The organism is Mesorhizobium sp. M0771 (genome assembly GCF_040320155.1).
GTDB lineage: Bacteria > Pseudomonadota > Alphaproteobacteria > Rhizobiales > Rhizobiaceae > Mesorhizobium.
In genome coordinates this window covers 55,010-69,332 of sequence record NZ_JAMYPC010000009.1, presented here as the reverse complement: position 1 = coordinate 69,332, position 14,323 = coordinate 55,010, and the positions used below count along the sequence as shown (strand labels likewise).

General features: G+C 62.3%; 13 protein-coding genes. 6 read left to right on the top strand and 7 right to left on the bottom strand.

Features of this window, described 5'->3' with window-relative positions:
- Positions 1 to 46: 46 nt before the first annotated feature.
- The 6 genes from gspG to NKI05_RS15810 all read right to left on the bottom strand — a co-directional run bounded on the left by gspG (position 47) and on the right by NKI05_RS15810 (position 5,191).
- Positions 47 to 493 (bottom strand): type II secretion system major pseudopilin GspG, encoded by a 447-nt coding sequence (gene gspG, locus NKI05_RS15835; RefSeq protein ID WP_023696276.1) that lies wholly within the window; start codon positions 491 to 493, stop codon positions 47 to 49.
- On the bottom strand, positions 493 to 996 hold the full coding sequence (locus NKI05_RS15830; RefSeq protein WP_023687884.1) for a prepilin peptidase: 504 nt from the start codon (positions 994 to 996) through the stop codon (positions 493 to 495). The genes gspG and NKI05_RS15830 overlap by 1 nt, the downstream gene beginning before the upstream one ends.
- Positions 993 to 3,119 carry a type II secretion system secretin GspD gene (gene gspD, locus NKI05_RS15825; protein ID WP_023687885.1) on the bottom strand — a complete coding sequence of 709 codons (2,127 nt, stop codon included), beginning with the start codon at positions 3,117 to 3,119 and terminating at the stop codon, positions 993 to 995. The genes NKI05_RS15830 and gspD overlap by 4 nt, the downstream gene beginning before the upstream one ends.
- Positions 3,120 to 3,422: 303 nt before the next feature.
- Positions 3,423 to 3,836 carry an Imm70 family immunity protein gene (locus tag NKI05_RS15820; RefSeq protein WP_023687886.1) on the bottom strand — a complete coding sequence of 138 codons (414 nt, stop codon included), beginning with the start codon at positions 3,834 to 3,836 and terminating at the stop codon, positions 3,423 to 3,425.
- Entirely contained in the window at positions 3,836 to 4,075 is a 240-nt protein-coding gene (locus tag NKI05_RS15815; protein WP_023696274.1) for a hypothetical protein, read from the bottom strand. Before NKI05_RS15815 ends, NKI05_RS15820 begins: the two co-directional genes overlap by 1 nt.
- Positions 4,076 to 4,549: 474 nt before the next feature.
- Positions 4,550 to 5,191, bottom strand: coding sequence for an RHS repeat-associated core domain-containing protein (locus NKI05_RS15810; protein WP_196814909.1), 642 nt, complete (start codon positions 5,189 to 5,191; stop codon positions 4,550 to 4,552).
- A 125-nt stretch (positions 5,192 to 5,316) separates the two neighbouring features.
- On the opposite strand from NKI05_RS15810, the gene NKI05_RS15805 reads away from it, so the two are divergent.
- The gene (locus tag NKI05_RS15805) at positions 5,317 to 6,846 is read left to right on the top strand and encodes an MDR family MFS transporter (protein ID WP_023696271.1); all 1,530 of its coding nucleotides are present in this window, start codon (positions 5,317 to 5,319) and stop codon (positions 6,844 to 6,846) included.
- A gap of 69 nt (positions 6,847 to 6,915) precedes the next feature.
- Complete coding sequence (locus tag NKI05_RS15800; RefSeq protein ID WP_023739518.1) at positions 6,916 to 7,752, top strand: amidohydrolase family protein; 837 nt, start codon at positions 6,916 to 6,918, stop codon at positions 7,750 to 7,752.
- Between the two features lie 49 nt (positions 7,753 to 7,801).
- On the opposite strand, the gene NKI05_RS15795 is transcribed toward NKI05_RS15800, so the two are convergent.
- Positions 7,802 to 8,587: an SDR family NAD(P)-dependent oxidoreductase gene (locus tag NKI05_RS15795; protein ID WP_352792684.1), complete on the bottom strand. Its 786-nt coding sequence runs from the start codon at positions 8,585 to 8,587 to the stop codon at positions 7,802 to 7,804.
- A gap of 83 nt (positions 8,588 to 8,670) precedes the next feature.
- Between NKI05_RS15795 and uxuA the strand changes: the two genes are divergently transcribed.
- The 4 genes from uxuA to NKI05_RS15775 all read left to right on the top strand — a co-directional run bounded on the left by uxuA (position 8,671) and on the right by NKI05_RS15775 (position 14,307).
- On the top strand, positions 8,671 to 9,855 hold the full coding sequence (gene uxuA / locus NKI05_RS15790; RefSeq protein WP_023815862.1) for a mannonate dehydratase: 1,185 nt from the start codon (positions 8,671 to 8,673) through the stop codon (positions 9,853 to 9,855).
- 204 nt (positions 9,856 to 10,059) lie between these two features.
- A complete protein-coding gene (locus NKI05_RS15785) occupies positions 10,060 to 11,349 on the top strand; it encodes a D-arabinono-1,4-lactone oxidase (protein WP_023815861.1) in 1,290 nt (429 codons plus the stop codon).
- Positions 11,346 to 12,518, top strand: coding sequence for an alanine racemase (locus tag NKI05_RS15780; RefSeq protein WP_023702123.1), 1,173 nt, complete (start codon positions 11,346 to 11,348; stop codon positions 12,516 to 12,518). Before NKI05_RS15785 ends, NKI05_RS15780 begins: the two co-directional genes overlap by 4 nt.
- 76 nt (positions 12,519 to 12,594) lie before the next feature.
- Positions 12,595 to 14,307: an aldehyde dehydrogenase family protein gene (locus NKI05_RS15775; RefSeq protein WP_050593588.1), complete on the top strand. Its 1,713-nt coding sequence runs from the start codon at positions 12,595 to 12,597 to the stop codon at positions 14,305 to 14,307.
- The last annotated feature ends 16 nt before the right edge of the window (positions 14,308 to 14,323 follow it).

Below are 14,323 nucleotides of genomic sequence, written 5' to 3'. Positions count from 1 at the left end.
AGAGCCTGACCCATAACGCGTCCCGTCTCGCTTCAGTTGGCGGGCATCAGTTGGTGATGTCCTGGTCCTCGCCGGTGCCGTCGGGCTTGCCGTCCTTGCCAAGCGTGCGGATGACGACGCCGCTCGCATCGGCCTTCACCTCGTAGGAATAGGGCTTGCCCCAGGGATCCTTCAGGCCGCCCTTGAGATAGGGACCGTTCCAGCGCGCTTCGCTGGCCGGCTGTGTGACCAGGGCGGCGAGCCCTTCTTCGTCGGTCGGGTATTTCGCGTTGTCGACATAATAGAGTTCGAGCGCGCTTTCGATGTTGCGGATCTGCGCCTTGGCGGCGTTGGTCCGCGCCGAGCCGAGATAGCGCAACACCTGAGGCGCGGCGAGCGTCGCGATCAAGGCAATGATGGCGAGAACGACCAGAAGCTCGACCAGCGTGAACCCGCTTTCGCTGGTGTCGCGGCCGGATTTTTCGGAAGCTTGCTTAAAGCGCAGCATGATCATCAGAGCAGTCCCATGTTCAAACCGGCGAATTGTTCCAGCACCCAGCTGGCGCCGAGGCCGATGGTGATAAACGGGCCGAAGGCAATGCGGGCCCGCGCGGCTGCCGGACCGCTCGCTACCACCTGGCCACCAACGAACAGCAGCGCGGTGGCGCTGGCGATGAACAGCAACACCGGCAGAAGCAACGGGTCGATCCAGCATGCGGCGGCGGCCAGCATCTTGACGTCGCCGAGGCCAAGCCCGATCCGGCCGGTCATCAGGAAGTGCCCGCGCCGCAGCAGCCAGGCGGCGGCGAAGGTCGCTGCGGCAAACAGGAGATGCAACGGCAGGCCGTCCGCCCCGGCTGCCGCCACCTGATAGCCTAGGCCGACGGCGGCCAGCGCCAGGTTCAACCCGTCCGGGATGATCTGGCGGCGGAAATCGGCGATCGAAATGGCGGCGAGAATTGCCGCCAGGGCGAACGTGGCAGCCAGCAGGAGCGATGGGTGCGCAGCCGCGATCAATAGGCCAGCCTCTTCAAATCCTGCTGCAGCTTGGTGCCGCCGCGGCGTTTCTGGATCGGCGTCTGCAGGCTAATCTTGCCGCGGAATTCGTCGGTCACTTCGCGGGCCTCGTTGATGTCGCGCACGACATGCGGCCGGATGAAGATGATCAGTTCGGTACGCACAATCTTGTCGTTTTTCTGTTTGAACGCGTTGCCGATAATGGGGATGTCGCCGAGAATTGGCACCTGCGTGCGGCCGACACTGTTGTTCTGCTGGATGAGGCCGCCCAGCGCCAGGCTTTCGCCGTCATTGACCAGCACGCGGGTCTGGATCTTGCGCTGCTGTATGGTCGGTGAATCGATGCCGGAGCTCTTCGTCTCGGCAACGTTGCTGACCTCCTGCTGAATGTCGAGCATCACCCGGCCCGCATTGTTGATGCGCGGCGTCACCGTCAGGATGACGCCGGTGTCCTTCATCTGCACCGAGTTGATGATCGGCGCCGTGCCGCTGCCGGTATCCTGCGATTGCTGGGTCAGGATCGGCACCTGGTCGCCGACCTGCAAGATCGCCTTCTGGTTGTTCAGCGCCATGATGGTCGGCGCCGAAATGACGTTGACATCGGTGATCGAGGACAGCGCATTCAGCGTCACCTGTATGTTGTCGGTGGCATAACTCCAGTTGAAACCCGGCAAAGTGGCGGCGGCAGCCGCCTTGGCCACGTCGGTCACCGATACCTTCGTGCCGCCATTCTCGAAGAACCAGCGCAGGCCGTATTTCAGCTCGTCGTTGAGCGTGACTTCGGCAATGACCGCTTCCAGCATGACCTGCGTCGGCAAGATGTCGACCTTGGTCAGGATCTGCTCGATGCGCTCATAGTCGCGCGCCGTGGTCTGGATCAGCAGCGCGTTGTTTTCGATGTCGGCGACGACGGTGGCGTGGGCGGGCGGCTGTCCGTCCTGCTGCGGCATCGAAGGCGACGGCCCGGTCAACGGCACCGGGGTAATGCCGTCCGACTGCATGGCGATCGGCGTCTGGTCGGGCGACACGTTCGAGCCGTCCGCGCCGCCCTCGGTCTTGACCGAGGTGCCGAGAACCGAGCTCAGCACAGCGGCCAGTTCCTTGGCCGGGCGGTTCTGTATCTGGTAGACGAAGAGCTGGTCCTCGTTGGACTCCGCCAGCCTGTCGAGCTTGTTGATCCAGCTGGCGGCGCGCGCGAGATAGGCCGGGCGCGAGGTGATCACCAGCACCGAATTCAGCCGGTCGTTGGGGATGAACTGGATGAGCTTGGCGCCCGGCCCGTCCTTGGTGCCGAAGATGGAATCGAGTTCCGCGGCGACGGCTTCCGGCTTCGAGGTCTTCAGCGGATGCAGCGCCACCGACATGCCGCGCATCCAGTCGACATCGAACACCGACACCGCCTCGCGGATGGCATTGAGGTCGCTGTCATTGCCGGCGACGGTGATCAGGTTGCGGGTGGAATCGACCCGCAGCACCGAGCCCTGGCGGGTGATCGGCTCGAGAATGGTCTTCATCTCGTCGGCGGCGATATATTGCAGCTGCAGCACCTGCACCTTGACGCCGGGCCCCGAAGGCGACACCGAGGGCACGCTGACCGGCGGTGTGTTGGACATGATCTCGGACAGCGGCACGACCTGGTAGGTGCCGGCGCGCTTGGTGATGCCCGCGCCATTCACCGCAAGTGCTGATTCCAGTATGTCGACCAGTGCATCCTTCGACACCGGCTGCGAGGTCTGCAGCGTCACCGTGCCCTGCACGCGCGGGTCGACGATGTAGTTGAGGTGCAGCGCGTCACCCAGCACCGCCTTGGCCGCATCGGCGATCGGCGCACTGACCAGGTTGAGCTCGAACTGGCCCGAGCCGTCAGTCGTTACCTGGGTGACGGGGGCGCTGGACGAGACGAACTGGCCGGACCCCTGATACTGCGCGCCGTTGAAGCGCTGCCCGGCGCTCGCGGCCGAGGTGACGGTGGATGGTCCGGTGTATCCCGCCCGCAAGGGCGAGTTCTTGGCGTGCAGGCTGTCGATAGTCTCGGTGAAAAAGTCCTTGCCCGGCGTGGAATTGCAGCCGGCAAGTGCAAGCAACAGGCACAATACGACGCGATTGCTTGACCCGATTGACATACACCCGATTCCCCAAGGGCCTTAGTTTAGGACGTCCTGAGGTTGAGTGCTTGGATTGATGGGGGGATTTGGAGTCTATCCACAGGGTTGGTGGTGGGGGGTGGGTGCGACCGGGGGTTGGGTTTCTCCTGCAGAACCGAGAGCGCGTCGGTCAGCGCATTGAGCACCAGCGGGATCGAGTTAATGCTCCACCGCCTGAAAAGCGGTGGCTTCAAGTTACGGCTGAAAGCCAGATCGGTCTGCCTGCGGCGGACCGGGGTGCCTCGCCAGTTAAGGTTGAAGTCGTCATCCGGGCTCTCATCCTCATTGGAACAAAATCGGAAGATTCCGCTGCGTACTCAGTTGAGCCAAGCCAATCAGACGGTCCAAGAGAGGCTCGCCGTCTACATCAAAAAAACAGTCATAAAGGCTGTTCGGCCGAAGCCCAAACATCTGGGCTACTTCTGGTTTCCAACCATCCCCAAGAGGCTCAGGGGGCAGCTTCAAGAAGCTATCGGTGATCAACAATAGCTCCGCTTGCAATAGAGCTGCCTCTTCGGGCGACCATTGTCCGTCACTGTCAGAATGAACCATCAGTGTTGGACACCGCGATCCTGCGACGCCCTGTTCTACGTGCGTCGCAACCTTAGAGCGGAACGTTTCGAAGTCAGCATACGAGCCTACCTCAACCCCATCCAGCTCCTCATCGCCATCAAAGACAGCTAGATATAGTCCCATCAGGTCCTCGTGATTTCAAAATTACGGCGATGCTCTTTAGCCAAGGCCTTCAAATTGGCGCTCAACTTGCATTCTTTTGGAAGGTCTAAAACCAACCGCGTACCTTCCTGCACAGCTCGATAAAGGAGAAGTCTGACCTGATAAGTTGCCCTCATTTCAGAGACGTTTTTGATCAGAAAGATTTTATTATTTATTTCGGCATCGGCGCGCGCGCCCCTCGCAACATGCCACTTCGTCATCATAAATTCCACAGCCCATCCCTTCGCATGCCTATCACTTCTGTCTCGGAACCAAAACACCCCACCGGTTTAGCCAGTTCTGGAAGGTAGGGTTGATGGGCCGCGTCGTCTCGATCGTAAGAGGCATGTTCGTTTTCAGCGATCGATACGTTTGGAGCCTAAGTTGGTAGGTCGAATCCAGCATGCTAAGCCCTCCCTTGATCTCGAAATTTCCAACCTTCATGCCGTCAAAGATCGTTCCCTTTGGCAATCCGCCCCGGCTAAACTTTGCGTCTCCCACAATGACTTTGAACGCCGCGCTGTCGAAATCAGCTTGGTTTGGCCTCCAACCGGCATTGTTCTTGGTAAGACCTAACTGCGCTAGCCGTTCGGCTTCGTGAGTAACCCCCCCCTCGAAGCGAAGCAACACTTGTTGCAGCGGCTGTTGCTCCTACTCCAGCAACCGTGGCTGCTCCTGGTGCAAAAAGGCCTGTTTCAGCGGCAGCCAATTCGGAAAGCACGTGGCCACCTTGCCGCCGCTGACATTGTCAAAAATGGTGCTTTTGCCGCAAGTAGTGGTGTGGCAGCTCCCATTGCCATGTTTGCTATCAATTGGCCACCGCTGACACTTTTAGCCGTATCCGTTGGTGCAGGAGCATTTGCAGGCTCGACACTCATGAAATATGCACCGAGGATCGCAGCAGCCCAAATGAGGGGTGCTATGTGGCCATTATTGTCCCCCCTATTGATCGGATCATTGCATGCGTAAGCATATCTGTTGGTGCCAACGCCTTCCTTAGTCGGATCCCAGTCATCCGGCGAGATGAACCGTCCAAGCACCGGATCCATGTACCTGGCATTGAGATACAGCAGCCCGGTCTCGGCATCGAAGCGCTCGCCGATATAGCCCTTTTGGGTATGGAAGCCGGTGTTGAGGCTTTCGCCGTATATGGCGTAGCTATTGCCTTCGACAGTGTTGCCCGAGATGTCGGTGACCATGCGCACCGAGGCCAGGTGTTCACGGTGGAGAGCCACAATCTGACGACGCTGGCGCTCGATCACACTGCCTTCATCGACAGCATCGTCGACCCGATTGCACGCGACCCCGCGGAACTGGTCGCGACGACCATCATCCACGGCTGCACGTCCGCTAAGGCTCTTCCCGTTAGCCGGACGGAATGCCTCCAGGCATGGCGTTTTCGCCTATTTGACACCTCTCGGCTGTGGGCACATAAATCGCGCCCCAAGCTACGGAGACACCGATGACTGTCGAGCAGACGCTGCCGGACACAGCGCCCGTGGAGGCCCAAGTCAGGCCCGACCTTACGACCTTGATCGTCTATTTCGGCGCGCTGATCGCCATGTTCATGGCAACCATCGACATGCAGATCGTCGTCACCGCCTTGCCCACCATTGCCGGCGAACTCGGCAATCTGCATTTGTTCGGCTGGGTCGGTGCCGCCTACCTGCTCTCGACCGCCGCGGTCTCGCCATTCTACGGCAAGCTCGGCGACATGTATGGCCGCAAGAATGTCGTGCTGACGGCGATCGGCCTGTTCCTGCTGGGCTCGCTGGTCTGCGGCATGGCATGGTCGATGGAGAGCCTCATCGCCGCGCGCGTGCTGCAAGGCATCGGCGGCGGCGGCCTGATGGTCTCGGCCTTCGCCATGATCGGCGAACTGTTTTCGCCGCGCGACCGCGCGAAATATCAGGGCTACAGTTCGGCGGTGTTCGCGCTGTCATCAGTGCTCGGCCCGTTGGCCGGCGGCTACATCACCAGCCTGTTCGGCTGGCGCTGGGTGTTCCTGGTCAATCTGCCGATAGGCATCATCGTGCTGGCGGTGCTGGCCTTCGCCATGCGCAGCCGGTTCAACGAAAAACGGCACCGCATCGACTATCTCGGCGGCGCGCTGCTCGCCATCGGCACAACGGCGGTCGTTTATTGGGGCTATCACGTGCTCGACCCCAGCGGGCCGGACCTGCTCACCTTCGTATTGCCACTCCTCGCGCTGGTCGCCATCACCTTGTTCATCATGGTGGAGCGCCGGGCCGAAGAGCCGATCGTGCCGTTGCGGCTGTTCGGCAATTCGACGGTCAGCATCGTCTCGGGCGTGTCGCTGGTCGCCGGAACGGTGACGCTGGGCATGTTCTTCTATTTCGCCCTCTACATGCAGACGCTGACGGGTCTCAGCCCGGCCGAAGTCGGCTTCCTGTTCCTGCCGGCGTCGCTGACATCGATGGTCATCTCGATCGTCGCCGGGCGGGTAATTGCCGCAACCGGACGCTACAAATGGATGCCGGTGGTCGCCATGGCTATTGGCGGGTTTCTGATGCTGGGCTTTGTCCTCACCAACCAGCACACGCCGATCTGGGTGCTGGCAACGATGATGGCTGTGTTCGGCATCAGCATGGGCCTGCAGTTCCAGGTGCTGATCGTGGCGATCCAGGCGGCGGCACCGCTGCAGGATATCGGCGCGGTGACGTCGCTGATCACCCAGGCGCGGACGCTCGGAGCATCGCTGGGTCTGGCGCTGAACGGCGCGGTGATGATCTGGGCGCTGAACCGGCAGACAGCCGAGCTTCCTGCAGACGCCGCCGCCCTGCTGCCGGGTGGCCTGAACGGGTTGACGCCGCACCTCGCATCGAGCCTGCCGGGCGCGATCCGCGAAGTGGTGCTCGACCATTACTCCAGTGGCTTCAACGTGATGTTCATCTGGGTGGCGGCGCTCTATTTCGTCGCCATGGGGCTGACGCTGCTGCTCGAGGACAAAGAGATCCCGAAGCGGGCCTGAGCCAAAGCTTGTGTCATGCGCTGGGTTTAGGCATTTGGCGATGATCTGAAATCACCGAGGAGGACAGCCATGATCATCGACACTCATCTGCACCTGATCGACCTGTCGGCGCTGCGCTATCCCTGGCTCAGCCGCGAGCCGGCGCTCAACCGCGATTTCCCGCACGCAGAATATGCGATCCAGGCCCGCCGCGCCGGTATCGAGGCCGCGCTGCATATGGAGGTCGACGTCGATGAAGCCGACATCCAGGCCGAGACCAGCCATGTGAAGGCGCAGTCGCTGGAGAAGGGCAGTCTGTTGCGCGGGGCGATCGCCTCCTGCCGCCCGGAGGAGGCCGGCTTCGCCGCCTATCTCGGGCGCCAGCAGGCCGATCCCTTCGTCAAGGGGTTCCGCCGCGTGCTGCATGTCATGCCGGACGAGCTTTCGGACAGCGCGCTGTTTCGCGAAAACATCAAGCGGCTTGCCGGCACCGGCCTGACCTTCGACCTCGTCGTCCTGCCGCATCAGATTCCAAGGGCGGTTGCGCTCGCCGATCTGGCGCCGGATGTGCAGTTCGTGCTCGACCATTGCGGCGTGCCCGACATCAAGGCCAGTGCGGAACATCCGTGGCGCGAGCATATGACCGAGATCGCGCGGCGTCCCAATGTCATCGGCAAGATCTCCGGTGTCGTCGCCTATGCCGATGCCGGCTCATGGACCGTCGAGACCTTGCGCCCCTATGTCGAGCACACGATCGGCATTTTCGGCTGGGACCGCGTCGTGTGGGGCAGCGACTGGCCGGTGTGCACGCTTGGCGGTGGCCTTGCGACCTGGGTGGCGGCGACGCATGCGCTGATTGCGGGAGCCAGCCCTGAGGAGAGGACGAAACTGCTGTCGGGCAATGCCAAGCGGATGTGGAAGCTGTAGCGCGGTCGGACACCGATTGCCTGCAAGCGCGCAGAACGCCATCATAGCGCTACTTCACGCCAATACCTGCCGTCAGGCCGCCATCGATCCTGTAGTCCGCGCCGGTGCAGAAACCGGCCTTCGACGAGCACAGGAAGGCGATGAGTTCCGCCACTTCCTCCGGTTCGCCGATACGGCCGAGCGGATGCGCCGCGCCGAAGCGCTTGTAAGCCTCTTCGACATCGGCATCGCTGCCATTGCCGCCACGCGCGGCCTTCTCCAGGATTGGCGTGCGGATCGAGCCCGGGCTGACCGAATTCACCCGAACGCCTGATGCCGCATAGTCGAGCGCCAGCGAGCGCGTCAGCGTGTGGATGGCCCCTTTGGTCGTGGCATAGGCGGCAACGTTCTGCTGGCAGGCAAAGCCCTGCACCGAGGCGACGTTGACGATGGCGCCGCCTCCGCGCTTGATCATTTCCGGAATGCCGAAATGCGCGGTCAGGTAGATCGAGCCGACATTGACCGTCATCGTTCGGTTCCAGGTTTCCCAGTCGGTGGTCGTCGCCGTGCCATAGGGATGGACGGCGGCTGAATTGACGATGACATCCAGGCCGCCGAACTTCGCGACGCCAGCCGCGACCGCGTCGCGCACCTGGTCGGAGATGGACACATCGGTTTCGATGACCAGCACCGCAGCTCCAGCGCTTTCCAGTTGCGCTTTCATCGCCGCATTGGCGCTGCGGTCGATGCCGCAGGCGATGATTGCGGCGCCACCGGCCGCAAGGCGTCTGGCGGTTGCCAGGCCAATGCCGGTCGTCCCCGTCACCAGGGCGACCTTGCCGTCGAAATCCATCATTTCTAAAAACTCTTCCATTTTCTATCGACTCCCATCGAGGTCCAACAATAAGTTGCCAACCTCTCGCAGAAGGAAAGCCGAAAATGGAACAATGCTGGCGCTGGTATGGGCCCGATGATCCGGTGACGCTCGATCATGTCAAGCAGGCGGGCGCCACCGGCGTGGTCTCGGCGCTCCACCATATCTATGACGGCCGGGCGTGGCCTGAGGCCGAAGTGCTGGAGCGCAAGCGCATTATCCAGGAAGCAGGACTGACCTGGTCGGTCGTCGAGAGCATTCCGGTCCACAATTCCTTCAAGATCGGCGCGCAGGAACGCGAGCGCTATGCCGGCTATTACCGCGATTCGATCCGCGCGCTGGCCAAGGCCGGCATCGCCACGATCTGCTACAATTTCATGCCGGTGGTGGACTGGACCCGCACCGATCTAGCCTGCCGTCTGCCGACGACAGGCTACGCCCTGCGTTTTGATGCCGTTGATTTCGCCGCCTACGATCTGTTCGTGCTGAAGCGCAAGAACGGAGCTGACAGCTACACGCCGGCGCGTATTGCGCAGGCGGAAGCGCGGCTGAAGGAATTGCCGCCCGAGAAGATCGACCAGATCGAGCGCAATCTGATCGCCGGCCTGCCGGCTACAGAGCGCAAGTATGACCGCGACAGTTTTCGCGAGGCGCTTGCGGACTATGACGGGATCGGGCCGAAGGAGTTGCGCGACAACCTCGCGTGGTTCCTGCGCGAGATCATTCCGGTGGCGGAAGAGGAGGGGGTGCGCATGTGTATCCACCCCGACGATCCGCCGTTTTCGCTCTACGGCCTGCCGCGCGTCGTTTCGACCGCCGAGGATGCGCGTTTCATTCTCAATGCCGTCGACAGCCAGGCCAATGGGCTGACGTTCTGCACCGGGTCCTACGGCACGCGCGCCGACAACGACATCGTCGCCATGGTCAAGGAATTCGCCGACCGCATCCACTTCGCCCATCTGCGCAACATCACCATCGAGGATGACGGCTCGTTCTACGAGGCCGAGCATCTCGAGGGCGGCACCGACATGGCGCACGTCATTCTGGTGCTGATGCAGGAAGAGAAACGCCGCCACAGAGAAGGCCGCGCCGACTGGCAAATCCCGATGCGGCCGGACCATGGCCACCTGCTCGCCGACGATATCGGCAAGACAAGGATCAATCCCGGCTACTCGCTGATCGGCCGCCTGAAGGGCCTGGCCGAATTGCGCGGCATCATGCGGGCCGTGGAAACGTTTGGGCTGGCTTGAAGGGGCAACGAACTGCGTTCAATGCCGACGCCGGCTCAGCGTGCGTCGCTGTAGATCCATGCGGCCGGCGCGGACGCAAGACACCTCCGATTGCCAGCTTGACAGAAAGCTGACAATGTATCATATCCGGAAAAGCTGACTATGTATCATATTATCTAGCGCTAGGAGAAAGACCGGCAAAGCCGGCGTCCCAGGGAGGCAATTTTGGGAGAGGCTATCAGCCAGTGGAGCAATTGGTCGGGCTATGTCACGGCCACGCCGCAGGCTTTTGCCGAACCGCAGAGTCTCGATGAGCTGAGTGGTGCCATTCGCAACGCGCCGGGACCAGTTCGATTCGCTGGCACGGGCCATTCCTTCACGCCTCTGGTTAAGAATGACGGGACGATCCTGTCGCTTGATCGCTTCGAGGGCCTGAGGTCGCACGATCCCGAAAGGCTGACAGCACGGGTCGGCGCCGGCACCAAGATCGGCGCGCTGGCAAAGCTGTTGCACGGCGTCGGCCAGGCGCTGCCGAACATGGGCGACATCGACAAGCAGGCGTTCGGCGGGGCGCTGGGCACCGCCACCCACGGCTCGGGCATCACGCTCGGCGCTTACCATACCCAGCTCGAGGCGATGCAGATCGTCGACGGGCGTGGCGCCGTGAAAGAGTTCGACCGTGCCAAGAGCCCCGACATGATCGAAGCCATGGGCGCTTCGCTCGGCGCTTTCGGCGCCGTCACCGAAGTGACGATCCGCAACGTGGCGAGTTACCGGATGCGGCACCGCCGCTGGACGGCGCCGATTGCCGATGTGCTTGCGCAATTCGAAAGCACCATGACGGCGCATCGTTCGGCCGAGTTCTACTATGTGCCGTTTTCCGGCCAGGCGCTGCTGATTGCCAGCGACATCACCGAGGCGCCGGCGACGGTGCGTCCGCCGACGGAAGACGACGATGCGGTGACGACGCTGAGAAAACTGCGCGACTATCTCAGCTGGCTCCCTTGGCTGCGCCGCCGTCTCATCGGCTCGGCCTTCGCCAAGGTGCCGGCCGAGGATTATGTCGAGGAGTGGCTGAAGGTCTTCACCTCCGAGCGCAACGTCAAGTTCAACGAGATGGAATACCACCTGCCGTTCGAGGAAGGGGCGCCCGCACTCAGCGAAATCATTGCGCTGCTCGAGACGCGGTTTCCAGAGGTCTATTTTCCGATGGAGGTGCGCGTCGTCGCGCCCGACAATGTCTGGCTCAGCCCCTTCTACAAGCGCCCAACCTGTTCCATCGCCATCCATCACGGCGTCGAGCGCGATCCGATGGCGTTCTTCAACGCCGCCGAGCCGATCTTCAGGAAGCGCGGCGGCCGCCCGCATTGGGGCAAGATGCACAGCCTGACATCAAGGGAATTGAGCGCGCTCTATCCGCGCTGGAACGATGCGATGGCGGTCCGCCGCGAGATGGACCCGGACAACCGCTTCGTGTCGCCCTATATTGCCAGGCTGCTCGGCGTCGCGGCATGAGCTTGACCGACACCTATTTCGCGGAAATGTCGGGCGCGCTCAGGGCAGCCGGGATCTTTCAGCCTTGCCTGGTGCTCGATCTCGACCGGCTCGATCACAACATCGCTGCGATCAAGGCGAAGTTCGCCACGGGCCTCGATCTGCGCCTCGTCGACAAGTCGCTGCCATGCCTGCCGCTGATCGACCATATCCGCGCGGCGTTTGCGACCGACAGGCTGATGACCTTTCATCTGCCGATCAGCGCCGAGATGCTGAAAGTGTTTCCCCAAGTCGATCTCCTGTTGGGCAAGCCGATGCCGGTTGCCGGCGCCAGGCACGCGCTGACGAAGGGCGTTCTCGCCGGGCTCGGCGAAGCTACGTCGCGCATCGTCTGGCTGATCGATACCGAGGAGCGGCTGGCCGCCTATGGCTCGCTTGCCGCCGAGCTCGACCGCGAGCTGCGCGTCTGCTTCGAGGTCGATGTCGGCCTTCATCGCGGCGGTATCAGCGATCCCGACTCACTGGCCCGGGCAGTTTCCGCGTTGGCGAATTACCCGCGGCTGAAATGCGAAGGCGTCATGGCCTACGAGGCGCATATCGGCCATATCCCCAAACTGCTGGGAGGACCGGCCAAGGCGCGCGTCAAGGCGATCAGCCTGTTTCGCCAGTATGTCGCTTGCCTTGCCGCCGACCAGCGCAAGATCCTCAATCTTGGCGGCAGCAGCACCGCATTGCTCTATGACAGCTGGGTCGGCGCCAATGAATTGTCCATCGGATCGGCTTTTATGCTGCCGACCGATTTCGATGTGCCGAGCCTCAGCCAATTGCGGCCTGCCGCATTCATCGCGACGCCGATCCTGAAGGTGGTCGATGTCCAGGTGCCGGGCCTCGACCAGCGCTCCTGGCTGCTGCAGAAGCTCGGGCTGTTGCCGCGGCGCGGCTGTTTTCTCTATGGCGGAAAATGGATGGCGAAGCCCGTCCATCCCGTGGGGATGAAGACCGACAAGACGTTCGGCTTTTCGACCAATCAGCAATTCATGGCGCTGCCCGACAACGTCAATGTCGGGCCTGACGACTACGCCTTCCTGCGTCCGACCCAGAGCGAATTCGTGCTACAGCAGTTCGGTTCGATCCAGGTCTATTCCGGCGGGAAATTCGTCGAGCAATGGGCCGCACTGCCGTTTTCGTAGAGCAATTCCAGGAAAGTGTGAAGCGGTTCCGTCCGGAGTTGCGTCAAACAAAGAGACCGAAGTGGAGGAGGATAGGATGGTCGCCAAGGCAGTCAAAACTCAGCCCGTGCAGCCTGAATGGGCAGCCGAACTCGACCTCGCCCTCACCGATCTCGACGCCAGGAAGGACGACTGGGCGCAGACCTCGAATGGCGAGCGGATCGCCTTGCTGCGGCAGGTCAAGGATCACATCCGCGAGGTCGCCGAGGCGTGGGTCAAAACCGCGACGCGCAAGAAGGGCATCCCGACCGGCTCGCCGCTGGAAGGCGAAGAATGGCTGGCTGGCCCGGCGGCGCTGATGGATGGCTGCAACCAGTTCATCCACACGCTCAGCCTGATGGAGGGCAAGAAGTTTCTCGACAGACTGCCGGTCCGCACCTTGCCTAGCGGACAGGTGGCGGTAACGGTGGTTCCGAATTCGCTCTGGGACAAGGTGTTGTTCACCGGGCTGAAGGCCGAGATCTGGATGCAGCCCGGCGTGACCAAGGCGAACCTCGCCGCAAACACCGCATCGGCCTATGACGCGCCCCGCACCAGCCGCAAGGGCAAGATCGGCCTCGTGCTCGGCGCCGGCAATGTCGCCTCGATCGCGCCGCTCGACTGCCTGCACAAGCTTTTGGTCGAGCACCAGGTGGTTCTGCTCAAGATGAACCCGGTCAACGACTATCTGATCGATTTCCTGCGGCCGGCGCTGCGGCCGCTGATCGAATTCGGAGCACTGCGCATCGTGCGCGGTGGCGCCGATGTCGGCGCGTATCTGTGCAACCACGATCTCGTCGACGACATCCACATCACCGGTGCCGCCGCCTCGCATGACGCGATCGTCTGGGGGCCTGGCGAGGAGGGCCGCAAGAACAAGGCGGCGGGCACGCCGCGCAACAGCCGGCGTATCACCTCGGAGCTTGGCGGCGTGGCACCCACCATCGTGGTGCCCGGTCCGTGGTCGGATGCCGATATCACCTACCACGCCGAACTGATCGCTACTCAAAAGCTCAACAATTCCGGTTTCAACTGCATCGCCTGCCAAATGCTCGTGTTGCCCGAAGGCTGGGGCAAATCCGATGCGCTTTTGGCAGCACTCGAAAAGGTGATGCAGAAAGCCCCGTCGCGCCCGGCCTATTATCCCGGCGCGACCGAGCGCCTCGCCGCCTTCGAGGCGCACGCCGACACGGCACAAAAATTCGAGCGGCCTGGCGGGCCCGCCTGCGTTGTGGTGCCGTTCCGGCCGGGCACGGACGCCTATCTCGAAAATGCCGAGGTGTTCGCGCCGGCGCTCAGCGTCATGCGGCTGCCGGCGGGCAATGCGGAATCCTATCTGCGCGCCGCTGTCGCCTACGCCAATGAAAAGCTGCACGGCACGCTTGCCGCCAACATCCTCATCCATCCCAGGACGATCGCCGAGATCGGCCGGCAGCGCTTCGAGGAAATCATTGCCGAACTGCGCTATGGCGGCATCGGCATCAATTCCTGGAGCGGCGTTCTGTTCGCGCTGCTGCGCCCGACCTGGGGTGCTTTCCCTGGCCACACGCTCGACGATGTGCAGAGCGGCATCGGCGTCGTCCACAACACCTATTTGTTCGACAGACCGGAGCGCAGCGTGCTCGAAGCGCCGTTCCGCATCATGCCGAAGCCGGCCTGGTTCCTGACCCACAAAAGGGCACACATGGTCGGCCGCCTGATCACCGAGTTCAACTACCAGCCGAGCCTCCTGAAGCTGCCGCGCATCATCTGGAACGCGCTGCGCGGCTAGCAACGAGCATCCGATC

What these genes read in the sequence shown, in the direction of transcription:
- gspG (WP_023696276.1), bottom strand. Translation starts at nt 493, where the DNA reads ATGATCATGCTGCGCTTTAAGCAAGCTTCCGAAAAATCCGGCCGCGAC.
- gspD (WP_023687885.1), bottom strand. Translation starts at nt 3,119, where the DNA reads ATGTCAATCGGGTCAAGCAATCGCGTCGTATTGTGCCTGTTGCTTGCA.
- NKI05_RS15820 (WP_023687886.1), bottom strand. Translation starts at nt 3,836, where the DNA reads ATGGGACTATATCTAGCTGTCTTTGATGGCGATGAGGAGCTGGATGGG.
- NKI05_RS15815 (WP_023696274.1), bottom strand. Translation starts at nt 4,075, where the DNA reads ATGACGAAGTGGCATGTTGCGAGGGGCGCGCGCGCCGATGCCGAAATA.
- NKI05_RS15805 (WP_023696271.1), top strand. Translation starts at nt 5,317, where the DNA reads ATGACTGTCGAGCAGACGCTGCCGGACACAGCGCCCGTGGAGGCCCAA.
- NKI05_RS15800 (WP_023739518.1), top strand. Translation starts at nt 6,916, where the DNA reads ATGATCATCGACACTCATCTGCACCTGATCGACCTGTCGGCGCTGCGC.
- NKI05_RS15795 (WP_352792684.1), bottom strand. Translation starts at nt 8,587, where the DNA reads ATGATGGATTTCGACGGCAAGGTCGCCCTGGTGACGGGGACGACCGGC.
- uxuA (WP_023815862.1), top strand. Translation starts at nt 8,671, where the DNA reads ATGGAACAATGCTGGCGCTGGTATGGGCCCGATGATCCGGTGACGCTC.
- NKI05_RS15780 (WP_023702123.1), top strand. Translation starts at nt 11,346, where the DNA reads ATGAGCTTGACCGACACCTATTTCGCGGAAATGTCGGGCGCGCTCAGG.
- NKI05_RS15775 (WP_050593588.1), top strand. Translation starts at nt 12,595, where the DNA reads ATGGTCGCCAAGGCAGTCAAAACTCAGCCCGTGCAGCCTGAATGGGCA.